Here is a 15,195-nt window from a genome sequence, read left to right on the forward strand (position 1 = left end):
CGTTACCGGCGGCTCCATGCCCCTCCGGCCATGCGGTGCAGGAGGCGTGTCAGCTCAGGCGCGCGAGCGCCTCCTCGATCACGCTCGCGGCGTCGTCGATCAGCTCCTCGCTGATGACAACGCTCGGCATGATGCGCAAGACGCTGTCCCAACTGCCGGCGTCGAGCACGATCACCCCGTTCGACGTCGCGTGCGCGAGGACCGCGGCGAGCGCCTCCGGGTTCTGCCGCGTCGTGCCGGGGTGCACGAGCTCGACGCCCCACATCGCGCCCTTGCCGCGCACCTCGCCGACGACGGCGAAGCGCTCAGCCCATCCGCCGATGCGGGCTCGGAGCGCCCGCTCGACGCGCTGCGCCTCCTCGAGGAGCCCCTCGGATTCGATGGCCTCGAACGTCGCCAGCGCGGCGGCGGTCGAGACGGGGTTGCCGCCGAAGGTACCGCCGATGCCGCCGGGCTGCACGGCGTCCATGATCTCGGCGCGACCCGTGACCGCGGCGAGCGGGAAGCCTCCCGCGATGCCCTTGGCCGTCGTGACGAGGTCGGGCACGACGCCGTAGTGCTCGATCGAGTACCACGTGCCGGTCCGGGCGATGCCGGCCTGGATCTCGTCCGCGACGAAGACGATGCCGTTCTCGGTGCAGAACTCGGACAGGCGCCGGAAGTAGCCGTCCGCGGGGATGATGATGCCGCCGTCGCCCTGGATGGGCTCGACGAAGAGCGCGGCGAGCTCCTGGGCGCCGATGTGCGTGCGGATGTAGTCGATGGTGCGCTCGGCTGCCTCCTCGCCCGTCATGCCCTCGGGATCGCGGAAGGGGTAGCTCATCGGGAGGCTGTAGATCTCGCCCGGGAACGGCCCCATGCCCGCGCGCTCGGGCCACGGCCGATACGTCATCGCCATCGTCAGGTTGGTGCGGCCGTGGAAGGCATGGTCGAGGGAGGCGATGGCGCGCCGGCCGGTGAACTTGCGCGCGATCTTCACCGCGTTCTCGACCGCCTCCGCACCCGAGTTGACGAGGATCGAGTGCTTCTCGAAGTCACCGGGAGTGATCTCGGCGAGCTTCTCGGCGACCCGCACGTAGTTCTCGTACGGCGTCACGGTGAAGAGGGTGTGGGTGAGCTTCTCGGCCTGGGCGGCGGCGGCGGCCGCGACCGCCGGGTGCGCGTGGCCGATCGTGGTCACTCCGATGCCGCAACCGAGATCGATCAGGCGGTTGCCGTCGACGTCGACCAGGACGGCGCCCGAGGCGTGGTCCATGTAGATGTTCGCGAGCGTTCCGGCTCCGCGGGAGACGCTGGCGACACGCCGCTCCTGCAGGGCGACGGAGCGCGGGCCGGGGAGCTCGGTGACGAGCTCTCGGGACTGGGGGACCGAGAATTCACGCATGCCTCGATGCTAGGCGAGGCTCCTCCTGGCCGAGGGAGGCGCGTCCAGGAGGCCCATAGGCGCGTGGCGCACCATGGTCTCGATCCATCGTCCCCGGCGTCGCCGGCAGAAAGGTGCCTCCGTGCGCAGAACACTCGCGATCCTCGCCGTCCTGGGCGTCTCCCTCGGTCTGGCGGCCTGTACGTCGTCGGCGCAGGAGGCGGCCCCGACCGCGTCGGCGACTCCGCTCAGCTGTGTCTCGTCCGGCGACGCCACGAACGCCGTGCAGACCAGCGGCGACTTCGGCACGAAGCCCGTCACGGTGTTCCCCACCCCGGTGAGCGTCGACCAGACCGAGCGCGCCGTCACTCTCGAGGGGACCGGCCCGACGGTCGTCGAGGGCGACACCGTGCTCGTCGACTACACGCTCTACAACGGCTCCAGCGGAGCCGCGTTCTCGGCCAGCACCTACGCGGGAGGCGGTCGTGCCGCCTTCGAGGTCGACCCCACGCAATACCTCACCGGCCTCGTCAAGGCCGTGAACTGTGCGACCGTGGGCTCTCGCGTGGTCGCTGTCGTGCCTCCGGCCGATGCGTTCGGCGACGCGGGCAAGAGCGACTTCCAGCTCTCTGGCACCGACTCCATCGTGATGGTGATCGACATCCGCGCGATCGTGCCGAACGCGGCCGACGGTACGCCGCAGCCTCCTGTCGACGGGCTCCCGACAGTGGCGCTCGCCGACGACGGCACGCCGACGGTCACGGTGCCCTCGAGCAACCCGCCAGCAGACCTCCAGATCGAGGTTCTCAAGAAGGGCGGCGGGGCGACAGCGGCCGACGGCGACAGCCTGATCGTGCAGTACCAGGGCGTCATCTGGGGCACGGGCGCGGTGTTCGACCAGAGCTGGGGCAAGGGCAAGCCGGCGACGCTCACGACCGGCAGCGTGATCGAGGGCTTCAAGGAGGCCCTCGTGGGCCAGACGGTCGGCTCTCAGGTGCTCGTGACCATCCCGCCGTCGAAGGGCTATGGCGACGGAGGCAACCAGAAGGCAGGCATCAGCGGCACCGACACCCTCGTGTTCGTCATCGACATCCTCGCCGTCAACTGACCGAGGCGGCCGCCTCCCTGCGTGCCAGGATGGGCGGATGCGCAGGGTCATCATCCTCGGTTCGACCGGGTCCATCGGCACGCAGGCCCTCGATGTCATCGGTGCCCACCGCGAACGCTTCGAGGTCGTCGGTCTCGCGGCCGGCTCGAACCGCGCGACGGTCGCCGAGCAGGCGGCCGAGTTCGGGGTCGACCACATCGCGTTCGGCGCCGCGGAGGCAGAGCAGCTGATCCGCTCCGTCGACGCCGACGTGGTGCTCAACGGCATCACCGGCTCCGTCGGGCTCGGCCCGACGCTCGCCGCGCTCGAGGAGGGGCGGACGCTCGCCCTCGCGAACAAGGAGTCGCTGATCGTCGGCGGCGAACTCGTGACCTCACGTGCTGCGCCGGGGCAGATCGTGCCGGTCGACTCCGAGCACTCGGCCATCGCCCAGGCCCTGCTCGCGGGCGAGCACGGCGAGGTGAGACGGCTCGTCCTCACTGCCTCGGGCGGTCCGTTCCGGGGGCGCGACCGCGCCTCCTTGCGCGACGTCACACCGGCGGAGGCGCTCGCCCACCCGACCTGGGACATGGGCCTCGTGGTGACCACCAACTCCTCGACCCTCGTCAACAAGGGCCTCGAGGTGATCGAGGCGCACTTGCTCTTCGACGTGCCGTACGAGCGGATCGACGTGACCGTGCATCCGCAATCGGTGATCCATTCGATGGTCGAGTTCGTCGACGGGTCGACCATCGCTCAGGCCTCGCCGCCCGACATGCGCCTGCCGATCTCCCTCGGCCTTGACTGGCCGCACCGGGTCGCGGGGGTCGGCGTGCCGTTGGACTGGACGCGCTCGCACGCCTGGACCTTCGAGCCGCTCGACGAAGAGGCGTTTCCTTCGGTGCGCCTCGCCAAGCGGGTCGGGGAGGCGGGCGCCTCCTACCCCGCGGTCTTCAACGGGGCGAACGAGCAGGCCGTGCAGGCCTTCCACGCCGGGCGGATCGGCTACCTCGACATCCTCGACACCGTGGAGGCGGTGGTCGACGTGCACGTGGTCGACGGCCCGCTGACCCGCGAGTCGCTTGCGGCGGCCGAGGCGTGGGCGCGACGGACTGCGGACGAGCGCATCGCCCGGTCTCAGCCGCACAACCTCAGCTGAGACGTCGTCTCGTGCACCATCGTGCGCGAGAGGCCGCCTCAGCTGACGTTGTGTCGGCGCGCGCGAGGCGGCGCCTCTCAGGGGGAGAGCCCAGGGCCCATCCAGCGGGCGCCGTCGACCGCGGCCTACTCTGTGTCGGTGGAATCCGTGCTGCTCTTCGTCCTCGGCGTCGTCATCATCGCCGTCGGCGTCGCCCTCTCGATCGCGCTGCACGAGGTCGGGCACCTCGTCCCCGCCAAGGTGTTCGGCGTCAAGGTGACCCAGTACATGATCGGCTTCGGCCCGACCGTGTTCTCCCGCCGACGCGGCGAGACGGAGTACGGAGTCAAGGCGATCCCGCTCGGCGGCTACATCGCGATGATCGGGATGTACCCGCCCAAGCATGAGGGCGACCCCGACACCGAGGCGGCTGTCGGCCTCTTCCAGGGAGTAGGCTACCGCCCGTCGACGACGCAGGGGGACCGTCGCCCCACGATGATCGACGAGGCACGTGCCGCGAGCGCCCAGACGATCGGTGCGGGGGAAGAGCACCGCGCCTTCTACCGCCTTCCGGTCTGGAAGCGCGTGATCATCATGGCGGGCGGCCCGTTCATGAACCTCGTGATCGCGAGTGTGCTGTTCACGGTGCTGCTCTGCGGGATCGGGGTGCCGCAGAGCACCTCGACGCTCGCCTCCGTCTCGCAGTGCGTCGTCCCGGAGTCGCAGCGCGCCACAGCGACGTGCACTGCCGGCGAGCCGCTCGCGCCGGGTGCCGCGGCGGGGCTCGTCCCCGGCGACACCATCACGTCGATCGACGGCACCCCGATCTCGACGTGGAACGATCTCACTCCGATCGTCCAGCGCTCCGCGGGCGTCCCGCTCCGCGTCGTGGTCGAGCGCGGTGGCGCACCGCTGACCCTCACGATCACCCCCGCCGAGAACGAGGTCGCCGTCACGGACTCCGCGGGGAACGTCGTCAAGGACGCCTCCGGGGCGGTGGAGACGCACACGGTCGGTTTCATCGGCATCTCGCCGACCTCCACCCTCGCGCAGCAGCCGATCACAGCGGTGCCCGGCACCGTCTGGCAGAACATCACGAGCGTCGCGCACGTGATCCTCAATCTCCCGCAGCGCCTCATCGACGTCGCGCAGGCGGCGTTCGGGTCCGAGGCGCGGGACGCCAACGGCCCGATCAGCGTCGTGGGGGTGGGTCGGATCGCGGGCGAGATCGCCGCCTCCGACCAGCTGCCCATCGTGGCGAAGGTGCAGACGATGGTGGGCGTGCTCGCCTCCCTCAACGTGGCACTGCTGGTCTTCAACCTGGTGCCGCTGCTGCCGATGGACGGCGGCCACATCGCCGGGGCTCTCTGGGAGGGGCTGCGCCGCCGCATCGCGAAGCTCTTCGGCCGCCGCGATCCCGGCCCGGTCGACATCGCCCGCCTGCTCCCGCTGACCTACGTGGTCGTGCTGGTGTTGGGCGGCATGAGTGCGCTGCTCATCTACGCCGACATCGTGAAGCCCATTCAGCTGTTCTGATCGCACGCCGATCCTGTCCGTGCCGCGGTCGACGGAGCACGGCGGCTCCGAGGAGCGTGCACTGCTGGGAAGACCCGGCGAGCGGACTGAGTATCCGGACGCGCGCGTACGATGGGGCGCGTGCCAGCAGTGAATCTGGGTCTTCCCAAGGTCCCCATGACCCTCGCCCCCCGCCGCAAGTCCCGCCAGATCAAGGTGGGCAAGGTCCTCGTAGGCGGTGACGCGCAGGTCAGCGTCCAGTCGATGTGCACCACTCCGACGACGAACATCAACGCGACGCTCCAGCAGATCGCCGAACTCACCGCGTCCGGCTGCGACATCGTCCGCGTCGCGGTCCCGAGCCGCGACGATGCGGAGGTGCTGCCGATCATCGCGAAGAAGAGCCAGATCCCGGTCATCGCCGACATCCACTTCCAGCCCAACTACGTGTACGCGGCGATCGACGCCGGCTGCGCCGCCGTCCGCGTGAACCCGGGCAACATCCGCAAGTTCGACGACCAGGTGGGCAAGATCGCCGCCGCGGCGAAGGCCGCGGGAGTCTCGATCCGCATCGGCGTCAACGCGGGCTCGCTCGAGCCGAGCATCCTGCAGAAGTACGGCAAGCCCACCCCCGAGGCCCTCGTCGAGAGCGCCGTCTGGGAGGCGAGCCTCTTCGAGGAGCACGACTTCCACGACTTCAAGATCTCGGTCAAGCACAACGACCCGGTCGTCATGGTGCAGGCCTACCGGCAGCTCGCCGAGCGCGGCGACTGGCCGCTGCACCTGGGCGTCACGGAGGCGGGTCCCGAGTTCCAGGGCACCATCAAGTCGGCGACTGCGTTCGGCATCCTGCTGGGTGAGGGCATCGGCGACACCATCCGCGTCTCGCTCTCGGCGCCTCCCGCGCAGGAGGTCAAGGTCGGTCTCCAGATCCTCCAATCACTCAACCTCCGCGAGCGCAAGCTCGAGATCGTCTCGTGCCCGAGCTGCGGTCGTGCGCAGGTCGACGTGTACACGCTCGCCAACGACGTGACCGCCGGCCTCGAGGGCATGAGCGTCCCCCTCCGCGTCGCGGTCATGGGGTGCGTGGTCAACGGTCCCGGTGAGGCGCGTGAGGCCGACCTCGGCGTCGCCTCCGGCAACGGCAAGGGCCAGATCTTCGTCAAGGGAGAGGTCATCAAGACCGTCCCCGAGGCCGAGATCGTCAAGACCCTCATCGAGGAGGCGAACCGTCTCGCCGCCGAGATGCCCGCCGACGACACGTCCACGGGCTCGCCCGTCGTCACCGTCGGAGCCAACTGATCGGCACGGGGCCGACTGAGCCGCAGAGAGCCAGCTGAGCGGCACGGAGCCGAGCGCGCGGGTCGCCCTCCGGGCCGGCCCGCGTCGTCGTCCCGGCCCAGCGGGAGGGAGGCGTCCCCGCTTCTGCGGATAGGATCGACCCTCGTGGTTACCCGTCTGTCGCACCTGTTCGTCCGCACGCTCCGCGAAGACCCGGCAGACGCCGAAGTCGCCAGCCACCGCCTCCTCGTCCGCGCCGGCTACATCCGCCGGCAGGCACCGGGCGTCTTCGCCTGGCTGCCGCTCGGGCTCCGGGTGAAGCGTCGCATCGAGCGCATCATCCACGAGGAGATGGAGGCGGCCGGCGCCCAGGAGGTGCACTTCCCGGCGCTCCTGCCCCGCGAGCCGTACGAGCTCACTGGTCGCTGGACGGAGTACGGCGACAGTGTGTTCCGGCTGAAAGACCGCAAGGACGCCGACTACATGCTCGCGCCGACGCACGAGGAGTTCTTCACCCTGCTCGTGAAGGACCTCTACTCCTCCTACAAAGACCTGCCCCTGTCGATCTACCAGATCCAGGACAAGTTCCGCGACGAGGCACGTCCCCGCGCCGGCCTCCTCCGGGGTCGCGAGTTCACGATGAAGGACGCCTACTCCTTCGACGTCACCGACGCCGGGCTCGAGGAGAGCTACCAGCGCCAGCGCGACGCGTACGAGCGCATCTTCGCCCGTCTCGGCCTCGACTACGTCATCGTGCAGGCTGACGCGGGCGCCATGGGAGGCTCGCGCAGTGAGGAGTTCCTCCACCCCACTCCGGTGGGAGAGGACACCTTCGTGCGCTCCGCGAGCGGCTACGCCGCGAACGTGGAGGCGTACCGCACTCCCGCCCCTCCGGCGCTGCCCCTCGAGGGGCTGCCCGCCGCGCGCGTCTTCGACTCGCCGAACACGCCCACGATCCAGACGCTCGTCGATCTCGCGAACGCGCAGCAGGCTCGAAGCGACGGCCGTTCCTGGACCGCCGCCGACACCCTCAAGAACGTCGTGCTTGCTCTGACCGCCCTCGACGGCACGCGCGAGCTCGTGATCGTCGGCCTGCCCGGCGACCGCGACGTCGACATGAAGCGCGCCGAGGTCGCCTTCGCTCCCGCTGCCGTCGAGCCGGCGACGGAGGAGGACTTCGCGAAGCACCCGCGACTCGTCAAGGGCTACATCGGTCCGTGGTCGGCCGAGGGGCGCGCGCTCGGCGAGGAGTCGGCGACTGGTGTGCGCTACCTCGTCGACCCGCGCGTGGTCGAAGGCACCGCATGGCTCACTGGCGCGAACGTCGCGGGCCAGCACGCCCTCGATGTCGTCGCCGGTCGTGACTTCACGGCAGACGGAGTGGTCGAGGTCGCCGAGGTGCGCACGGGTGACGAGGCGCCGGATGGCTCCGGTCCCATCGAGACGGCGCGCGGCATGGAGATCGGCCATGTGTTCCAGCTCGGCCGCAAATACGCGGAGGTGCTCGGGCTCAAGGTGCTCGACGAGAACGGCAAGCTCGTCACCGTCACCATGGGCTCGTACGGCATCGGGGTGACCCGCATCCTCGCGATCCTCGCCGAGAGCACGCACGACGAGCGCGGGCTGCTCTGGCCCGAGAACGTCGCGCCCTTCGACGTGCACGTGATCGCGACCGGCAAGGATGCAGCGGCGCTCGAGGCGGCCGAGTCGATCGGTGCCTCGCTCGAGGCGGCCGGGCTCGACGTCCTCATTGACGACCGGCCGAGGGTATCGCCGGGTGTCAAGTTCGGGGACGCGGAGCTGATCGGCGTGCCTCGCATCGTCATCGCGGGTCGCGGGGTCGCCGAGGGAGTGGTCGAGCTGTGGGACCGCCGCTCCGGGGAGCGGACCCAGGTCGCGATCGACGAGGTCACGGCCCGCCTGCTCGGCTGACCCGTCGACGCCGAGCGGCCCGCCGTGAGCGGCGGGCGCTCGGCGTCCACGCTCAGGAGGCGCTGCGGACCAGGCGCCGGATGGTGCGGAACGTGCCGAGGACGGTGAAGAGCACCGCGAACAGGAGGGACGTGCCGTTGGTCGCCAGGAATTGCGGGTCGCGCAGGACGGTGCCGAAGAACCACGACCAGTAGTGCGAACTCGTGACGACCCTGGCGATGGCTCCTGGCGCGATCCCCGTGAGCGTGTCCGCCACGACGCCCGCGACGATGCTGACGACCATGGTGACGATGATGATCGTGACGATGGCCGCCACCCCGCGGCGGTCGAGGGGGCCTGGTGCCCCCTTGCGGTAGAGCCAGCCGGCACCGAAGGCGACGCCGAATCCGACGATCGACGCGACGAAGCCCGCCTGCCAGAGCGCGAGCCAGACGAGGACGCCCGCGGGGAGCACGAGGAGCGCGAGGGCGACTCCCCGCGCGATGTGCGGTGTCGGTGCCGCCGGCGTGACAGCTGGGGCCTCCCACGACGCCGGCACCACGGGTGCGGCGGCGGAAGAGGGATCGACCCGCTCGCCGTAGCGCGGGGGGAGGGGCGCTCCCGCGGCGTCGTCGTGGTTCCTGTGGTCGTCCGTCATGGTGTGGCCTCTCTCTCGCGTCGAGGCGGCGCGTGCCCCCGCGGCTCATCGTGGCGTCCTCGTGCACCCCTGAGCAAAACCTCATTCGATGCCCGCGCCTCCGGAGCGAGGGAACGAGCGTCCGCGATCGGGTAACCTTGAGGGCTGATCCGGGTGTTCGCACCCGACGGACGTACCGTCGCTGCCACCGCCGCGACATCAAAGTGAATACTGGAGGCTTGCCCGTGGACATCGACCTGAGCGTTCTGCGCCTCATGGAGCGCGAGCGCGAGATCCCCTTCGAGGAACTCGTGCAGATCATCGAGCAGGCGATCCTCACCGCCTACCTCAAGCACATCGGTCAGGCCGAGGACGTCGACAAGGCCACCGCTGTCTCGGCGCGCGTGCACCTCGACCGCAAGACGGGCCATGTCTCGGTCTTCGTGCCCGAGTACGACGACGAAGGCGCCGTGATCGGGGAGTCGGAGGATTCGCCCCGCGACTTCGGTCGTATCGCCGCCTTCGCCGCCAAGCAGGTCATCAACCAGCGGCTGCGCGACATCGCCGACGAGCATGTGCTCGGCGAGTTCAAGGGCCGCGAGGGCGACATCGTCGCCGGGGTGATCCAGCAGGGTCCGAACCCGCGGATGATCCACGTCGACCTCGGCTCGATCGAGGCGATCCTCTCGCCCGAGGAGCAGGTGCCCGGAGAGGACTACAGCCACGGCCGCCGCATCCGCGTCTACGTCACGAGCGTCGGCCGCGGGCCGAAGGGCCCCTCCGTGCAGGTCTCGCGGACGCACCCCTCGCTCGTGCGCAAGCTGTTCGCGCTCGAGGTGCCCGAGATCGCCTCCGGCGTGGTCGAGATCGTCTCCCTCGCTCGCGAGGCCGGCCACCGCACCAAGATCGCGGTGCGTGCGACCGAGCCCGGCGTCAACGCCAAGGGCGCCTGCATCGGGGAGCTCGGCCAGCGCGTGCGCGCGGTGACGGCCGAGCTGAACAACGAGAAGATCGACATCGTCGACTACTCCTCCGACCTGCCGACCTTCGTCGCGAGCGCCCTCTCGCCCGCCAAGGTGACGAGCGCGTTCGTCATCGACCAGAGCCTCAAGGCCGTTCGCGCGCTCGTCCCCGACTACCAGCTGTCGCTCGCGATCGGCAAGGAGGGGCAGAACGCGCGACTCGCCGCGAAGCTCACCGGCGCCAAGATCGACATCCAGCCCGATTCGGTGATGGACGGGGAGTGATCCCCGACGTTCGGCCGCGCGGGGAGGCGCTCCCGGGAACGAGGGAGTAGGGTGGATCCCGTCAGAACGTGCGTCGGCTGCCGTCTGCGCGCCTCCCGAGCCTCTCTTCTGAGACTCGTCCTCCACTCCAACGTCCTCGCGGTCGATCCGCGCGCCGTCCGGGCTGGTCGGGGAGCGTGGCTGCACGACGCGTACGACTGCTACGAACTCGCGCTCAAGCGGCGCGCGTTCGCCAGGGCGTTCCGGACGCGCGAGAGCGTGGACGCGAGCGAGCTGGAGCGGTACGTCACCCGCGGACTGACCGGCACGGCCCCTCAACCGGAGGAGCCGGCGCTGCGCACGATCACATCGCAGAGAGAACAGGCAGAACGGCCCGTGAACTGATCATGAGCGAAGACTGATGAGCGGCTCGAAATGAGACCCGTCCGTTCGTGACGCCTGCCCCCGTCTTGGGTGCAGGCCCAAGACAGGAGAAAAGTGGCAAAACCACGCGTACACGAGATCGCATCCGAGCTCGGTGTCGATAGCAAGGTCGCACTTGCGAAGCTGAAAGAGTTGGGCGAGTTCGTCAAGGGACCGTCCTCCAGCATCGAACCCCCCGTTGCCCGCAAGCTCCGCGAGGCCCTTCAGGGCAGCGCGAGCGCGGGCTCGTCGACGACCCCGTCGGCCCCCACCGCCGCCCGCCCCGGTGCTCCTCGCCCCTCGGGTAACCGCCCCTCCGCTCCGGTCCCCGGTCCGGCGAAGCCGCCCGCTCCGGCGCCGGCACCGCCGATGTCGGTCGCCGAGCGTCAGGCCCAGGCCCAGGCCGCCCAGGAGGCTGCGGCCGCGCAGCGCGCCCAGGCCGCTGCGAACGCCCCAGCCGAGCCCGCCGCCACCGAGTCGAGCGCGACCCCCGCGACCCCCGCCTCCGACGAGCCCTCGTCGAGTCCGGCCGTCGGTGGGCCGAAGCCCGTCACCCCGCGTCCGGCTCCGGCGGCGAACACCCCGCGTCCCGGCGGCGCCTCGGGTGGCTCCAGCCGCCCCGGCGGCACGCCCCGACCCGGCAACAACCCCTTCGCGAGCAACCAGGGCATGGGACAGCGTCCCGCCGCCCCGCGCCCGGGCAACAACCCCTTCGCCAGCTCGCAGGGCATGGGATCTCGTCCGACCCCGGGCAACATCCCCCGTCCCGCCGCTCCTCGTCCCGGCGCGCCCCGACCGGGCGGACCCGGCATGGGCCAGCGCCCTGCCGGCTTCGGCCAGCGTCCCGGCGGCCCCGGTGGAGCCGGTCGTCCCGGTGGAGCCGGTCGCCCCGCAGGTGGCGGCTTCCAGCGTCCCGGCGGCGGCGGCGCCCCCGGTGCCGGTGGCGGCTTCGCCCCGCGCCCCGGCGGTGGTGGCGGTCGCGGTCGCGGTCCCGGTGGCGGCACCGCCGGTGCCTTCGGTCGCGGCGGCGGCAAGAGCAAGGCACGCAAGTCCAAGCGCACGAAGCGTCAGGAGTTCGAGCTCAGGGAGGCCCCGTCGCTCGGCGGCGTCAGCGTCCCCCGCGGCGACGGCAAGACGATCATCCGTCTGCGTCGCGGCGCGTCGATCTCGGACTTCGCCGACAAGATCGAGGCCATGACCGGTGTGCCGGTGCCCCCCGGCAACCTGGTCACCGTGCTTTTCGCCCTCGGCGAGATGGCGACGGCGACCGAGTCGCTCGACGAGGCGACCTTCGAGGTTCTCGGCTCCGAGCTGGGCTTCAAGATCCAGGTCGTCTCGCCCGAGGACGAGGACAAGGAGCTCCTCGAGGGCTTCGGCCTCGACCTCGAGCAGGAGCTCGACGACGAGACGGACGAGGACCTCGAGATCCGTCCGCCGGTCGTCACCGTCATGGGTCACGTCGACCACGGAAAGACGCGCCTGCTCGACGCCATCCGCAACGCCAACGTCGTTGCGGGCGAGGCGGGAGGCATCACGCAGCACATCGGTGCGTACCAGGTCGTCGCGGAGCACGAGGGCATCGAGCGTCCGATCACCTTCATCGACACCCCGGGTCACGAGGCGTTCACCGCCATGCGAGCCCGCGGTGCCCAGGTCACGGACATCGCGATCCTCGTGGTCGCGGCGGACGACGGCATCATGCCGCAGACCATCGAGGCCCTGAACCACGCCCAGGCGGCCAACGTGCCGATCGTGGTCGCGGTCAACAAGGTCGACAAGCCCGACGCCAACCCGGCGAAGGTGCGTCAGCAGCTCACCGAGTTCGGCCTGGTCGCCGAGGAATACGGCGGAGACGTCATGTTCGTCGACGTCTCGGCCCGCGCGGGCACCGGCATCCAGGACCTCCTGGACGCCGTGCTGCTCACCGCGGACGCCGGTCTCGACCTGCGCGCCAACCCCAACAAGGAGGCGCGCGGCGTCGCGATCGAGGCCAAGCTCGACAAGGGCCGCGGTGCGGTCGCGACCGTCCTCATCCAGTCGGGAACGCTGCGTGTCGGCGATGCGATCGTCGCGGGAACGGCCTACGGCCGCGTCCGTGCGATGGCGGACGAGAACGGCAACGCCGTGCTCGAGGCCGTCCCGTCCCGTCCGGTCCAGGTGCAGGGACTCTCCTCCGTGCCCCGTGCCGGCGACACCTTCCTCGTCACCGAGGAGGACCGCACGGCCCGCCAGATCGCCGAGAAGCGCGAAGCCGCTCAGCGCAATGCCCTGCTGGCCAAGGCCCGCAAGCGCATCTCGCTCGAGGACTTCACCCGCGCCCTCGAGGAGGGCAAGGTCGAGTCGCTCAACCTCATCATCAAGGGCGACGTGTCCGGTGCCGTCGAGGCGCTCGAGGAGTCGCTCGTCAAGATCGAGGTCGACGACTCGGTGCAGCTGCGCATCATCCACCGCGGCGTGGGCGCGATCACGGAGTCGGACGTCAACCTCGCGACGATCGACAACGCGATCATCGTGGGCTTCAACGTCCGCCCCGACCCGAAGGCCCGCGAGCGCGCTGCCCGAGAGGGAGTGGACATCCGCTTCTACTCGGTCATCTACAACGCGATCGAAGAGGTCGAGAACTCGCTCACGGGCATGCTCAAGCCCGAGTTCGAGGAGGTCCAGTCCGGTGTCGCCGAGATCCGCGAGGTGTTCCGCTCCTCCAAGTTCGGCAACATCGCGGGCGTCATCGTCCGCTCCGGCACGATCACCCGCAACTCGAAGGCGCGCGTCATCCGTGACGGCGTCGTCGTGGGGGACAACCTCGCCATCGAGTCGCTGCGTCGCTTCAAGGACGACGTCACGGAGGTCCGTACGGACTACGAGGCCGGTATCGGTCTCGGCAAGTACAACGACATCCAGATCGGCGACGAGATCGAGACGATCGAGATGAAGGAGAAGCCGCGAGGCTGATCCGACTCCCCACGGAAGGCCCGGGTCCGCCCGGGCCTTCCGTCGTCCCGGGCGCCGCCGTGCTCGAGCGGGGGCGGGACCCTCCGAGGCCAGCCCCCTTCCTCGGACGAGATGCGCCCGAGGGAGTGGTTAGATGGCGAGCCGAACGGTTCGTCGAGAGAGATGTGAGGACCAGCCATGGCAGATCCGGCTCGGGCGAGGAAGCTCGCCGACAGGATCAAAGTGATCGTCGCCAAGAGGATCGAGCGCGGTCTGCGCGACCCTCGGCTCGGCTTCGTCACCATCACCGACGTCCAGGTGACGGGTGACCTGCAGCACGCCTCCGTGTTCTACACGGTGTACGGGACCGACGAGGAACGCGCCGACTCGGCCGCCGCGCTCAAGGCCGCGACCGGCATGCTGCGCACGGAGGTCGGGAAGAACATCACCGCCCGATTGACACCGTCACTCGAGTTCATCCTCGACGCCATCCCCGAGAACGCGAAGCACATCGAAGACCTCCTCGCTGCTGCGCGCTCGCAGGACTCGCAGGTGCAGTCGCTCGCGGCGACCGCCGCCTATGCCGGCGACGCCGACCCGTATGTGAAGCCCCGCGAGGACGGCGACGAGGACTAGCCGCCGAACGCGAACACTGCGGAGCCCGTGGCGACGTCGACCGATTCGGGACGACGACGACACGGGCTCCTGGCATGAGAGCGGCGGGCACCGCGACGGTGATCTCGGGGTCGAGCCGCCGCCGACGCCCGGGCTCGGGGCGAGCGACGCGCCGCTCAGGAGTGGGGCAACAGGTATCCGTCGTCGGCGTTGCCGACCGCGAGGCCGTCGGCGAGCAGACCGGCGAGGGCGCGAGAGCGCTGCTCGGCGTCGGGCCAGAGCGATGCGACCTCGGCCGCGCTCACCGGGCCGTGGGACGCTCGCAGCTCGGCAAGGATCAGGCCGCGCACCTGCCGGTCCGAGCCCTCGAACTGCTTCTGCTTAGCCTTCGCCGGGCCGACATAGGCGGGATACCCCTCCGCCCGCCATCGGCAGACGTCGCGAATCGGACAGCTCTCGCAGCGTGGAGCACGCGCCGTGCAGACGATCGCTCCAAGCTCCATCATTCCGGCGTTGAACGCCGCGGCCTCTGGCCGCTCGCTCGGGAGCAGAGCCTCCATGGCGGCGAGGTCGGCCTTCGCACGCGGGGGACCCGGCTCGGCGGCTCCGTCGACCGCGCGCGCGATCACGCGGCGGACATTGGTATCCACCACCGGATGACGGTGTCCATAGGCGAAGACCGCGATGGCGCGGGCGGTGTAGTCACCGATCCCCGGCAACGCGAGCAGCGTCTGGACATCGTCGGGCACGACGTCGCCGTGCTCGTCGGCGATGGCGACGGCGCACGCGTGCAGGCGCAGGGCGCGACGCGGGTAGCCGAGCGATTGCCAGGCGCGCACCGCCTCCCCGGGAGGCACCGCTGCCAGGGCAGAGGGCGTAGGCCAGCGCTCGAGCCACTCGGCGAGGCGCGGAACCACCCGCACCACGGGCGTCTGTTGCAGCATGAACTCGCTGACCAGGGTCCCCCAGGCCGAGAATCCCTCTCGTCGCCAGGGCAGGTCGCGTGCGCTGGTGCGGAACCAGTCGACGATCGCGGGGGCGAGGGCGGAAGGCATCGGCTCACCCTAA

General features: G+C 70.4%; 12 protein-coding genes. 9 read left to right on the forward strand and 3 right to left on the reverse strand.

Translation table 11 applies throughout. The features are described from left to right. Positions 1-49 precede the first annotated feature (49 nt). Positions 50-1,384 carry an aminotransferase class III-fold pyridoxal phosphate-dependent enzyme gene (locus ITJ45_RS05140; protein WP_194608923.1) on the reverse strand — a complete coding sequence of 445 codons (1,335 nt, stop codon included), beginning with the start codon at positions 1,382-1,384 and terminating at the stop codon, positions 50-52. A gap of 121 nt (positions 1,385-1,505) precedes the next feature. Here ITJ45_RS05140 and ITJ45_RS05145 point away from each other — a divergent pair, with 121 nt between their 5' ends. The 5 genes from ITJ45_RS05145 (at position 1,506) to ITJ45_RS05165 (ending at position 8,316) form a co-directional block, all read left to right on the forward strand. Beyond that, positions 1,506-2,471: an FKBP-type peptidyl-prolyl cis-trans isomerase gene (locus ITJ45_RS05145; protein WP_194608921.1), complete on the forward strand. Its 966-nt coding sequence runs from the start codon at positions 1,506-1,508 to the stop codon at positions 2,469-2,471. Between the two features lie 37 nt (positions 2,472-2,508). Continuing rightward, complete coding sequence (locus ITJ45_RS05150; RefSeq protein WP_194608919.1) at positions 2,509-3,609, forward strand: 1-deoxy-D-xylulose-5-phosphate reductoisomerase; 1,101 nt, start codon at positions 2,509-2,511, stop codon at positions 3,607-3,609. Between the two features lie 138 nt (positions 3,610-3,747). Beyond that, complete coding sequence (locus tag ITJ45_RS05155) at positions 3,748-5,124, forward strand: site-2 protease family protein (RefSeq protein ID WP_323742944.1); 1,377 nt, start codon at positions 3,748-3,750, stop codon at positions 5,122-5,124. 120 nt (positions 5,125-5,244) lie between these two features. Beyond that, positions 5,245-6,405 (forward strand): flavodoxin-dependent (E)-4-hydroxy-3-methylbut-2-enyl-diphosphate synthase, encoded by a 1,161-nt coding sequence (ispG, locus tag ITJ45_RS05160; protein WP_194608918.1) that lies wholly within the window; start codon positions 5,245-5,247, stop codon positions 6,403-6,405. A 144-nt stretch (positions 6,406-6,549) separates the two neighbouring features. Then, positions 6,550-8,316 (forward strand): proline--tRNA ligase, encoded by a 1,767-nt coding sequence (locus ITJ45_RS05165; RefSeq protein ID WP_194608916.1) that lies wholly within the window; start codon positions 6,550-6,552, stop codon positions 8,314-8,316. A gap of 52 nt (positions 8,317-8,368) precedes the next feature. Here ITJ45_RS05165 and ITJ45_RS05170 read toward each other — a convergent pair whose 3' ends face one another. Continuing rightward, positions 8,369-8,953 carry a hypothetical protein gene (locus ITJ45_RS05170; RefSeq protein ID WP_194608914.1) on the reverse strand — a complete coding sequence of 195 codons (585 nt, stop codon included), beginning with the start codon at positions 8,951-8,953 and terminating at the stop codon, positions 8,369-8,371. Between the two features lie 224 nt (positions 8,954-9,177). Between ITJ45_RS05170 and nusA the strand changes: the two genes are divergently transcribed. From nusA to rbfA, 4 genes are all read left to right on the forward strand, one after another. Then, positions 9,178-10,179, forward strand: coding sequence for a transcription termination factor NusA (gene nusA, locus ITJ45_RS05175; RefSeq protein WP_194608912.1), 1,002 nt, complete (start codon positions 9,178-9,180; stop codon positions 10,177-10,179). A gap of 51 nt (positions 10,180-10,230) precedes the next feature. Then, entirely contained in the window at positions 10,231-10,563 is a 333-nt protein-coding gene (locus ITJ45_RS05180; protein WP_194608910.1) for a YlxR family protein, read from the forward strand. Positions 10,564-10,656: 93 nt separating this feature from the next. After that, entirely contained in the window at positions 10,657-13,533 is a 2,877-nt protein-coding gene (gene infB, locus ITJ45_RS05185) for a translation initiation factor IF-2 (RefSeq protein ID WP_194608908.1), read from the forward strand. Between the two features lie 177 nt (positions 13,534-13,710). Continuing rightward, a complete protein-coding gene (rbfA, locus tag ITJ45_RS05190; protein WP_194608906.1) occupies positions 13,711-14,148 on the forward strand; it encodes a 30S ribosome-binding factor RbfA in 438 nt (145 codons plus the stop codon). A gap of 155 nt (positions 14,149-14,303) precedes the next feature. Here the strand turns inward: rbfA and ITJ45_RS05195 are convergent, their stop codons facing one another. Beyond that, positions 14,304-15,182: an A/G-specific adenine glycosylase gene (locus tag ITJ45_RS05195; protein ID WP_194608904.1), complete on the reverse strand. Its 879-nt coding sequence runs from the start codon at positions 15,180-15,182 to the stop codon at positions 14,304-14,306. Between the last annotated feature and the right edge of the window lie 13 nt (positions 15,183-15,195).

Source organism: Rathayibacter sp. VKM Ac-2879 (genome assembly GCF_015351245.1).
Lineage (GTDB): Bacteria > Actinomycetota > Actinomycetes > Actinomycetales > Microbacteriaceae > Rathayibacter.

Bases quoted from the DNA above. Each gene is read 5' to 3' on its own strand.
- ITJ45_RS05140 (WP_194608923.1), bottom strand. From the start codon at position 1,384: ATGCGTGAATTCTCGGTCCCCCAGTCCCGAGAGCTCGTCACCGAGCTC.
- ITJ45_RS05150 (WP_194608919.1), top strand. From the start codon at position 2,509: ATGCGCAGGGTCATCATCCTCGGTTCGACCGGGTCCATCGGCACGCAG.
- ITJ45_RS05170 (WP_194608914.1), bottom strand. From the start codon at position 8,953: ATGACGGACGACCACAGGAACCACGACGACGCCGCGGGAGCGCCCCTC.
- rbfA (WP_194608906.1), top strand. From the start codon at position 13,711: ATGGCAGATCCGGCTCGGGCGAGGAAGCTCGCCGACAGGATCAAAGTG.
- ITJ45_RS05195 (WP_194608904.1), bottom strand. From the start codon at position 15,182: ATGCCTTCCGCCCTCGCCCCCGCGATCGTCGACTGGTTCCGCACCAGC.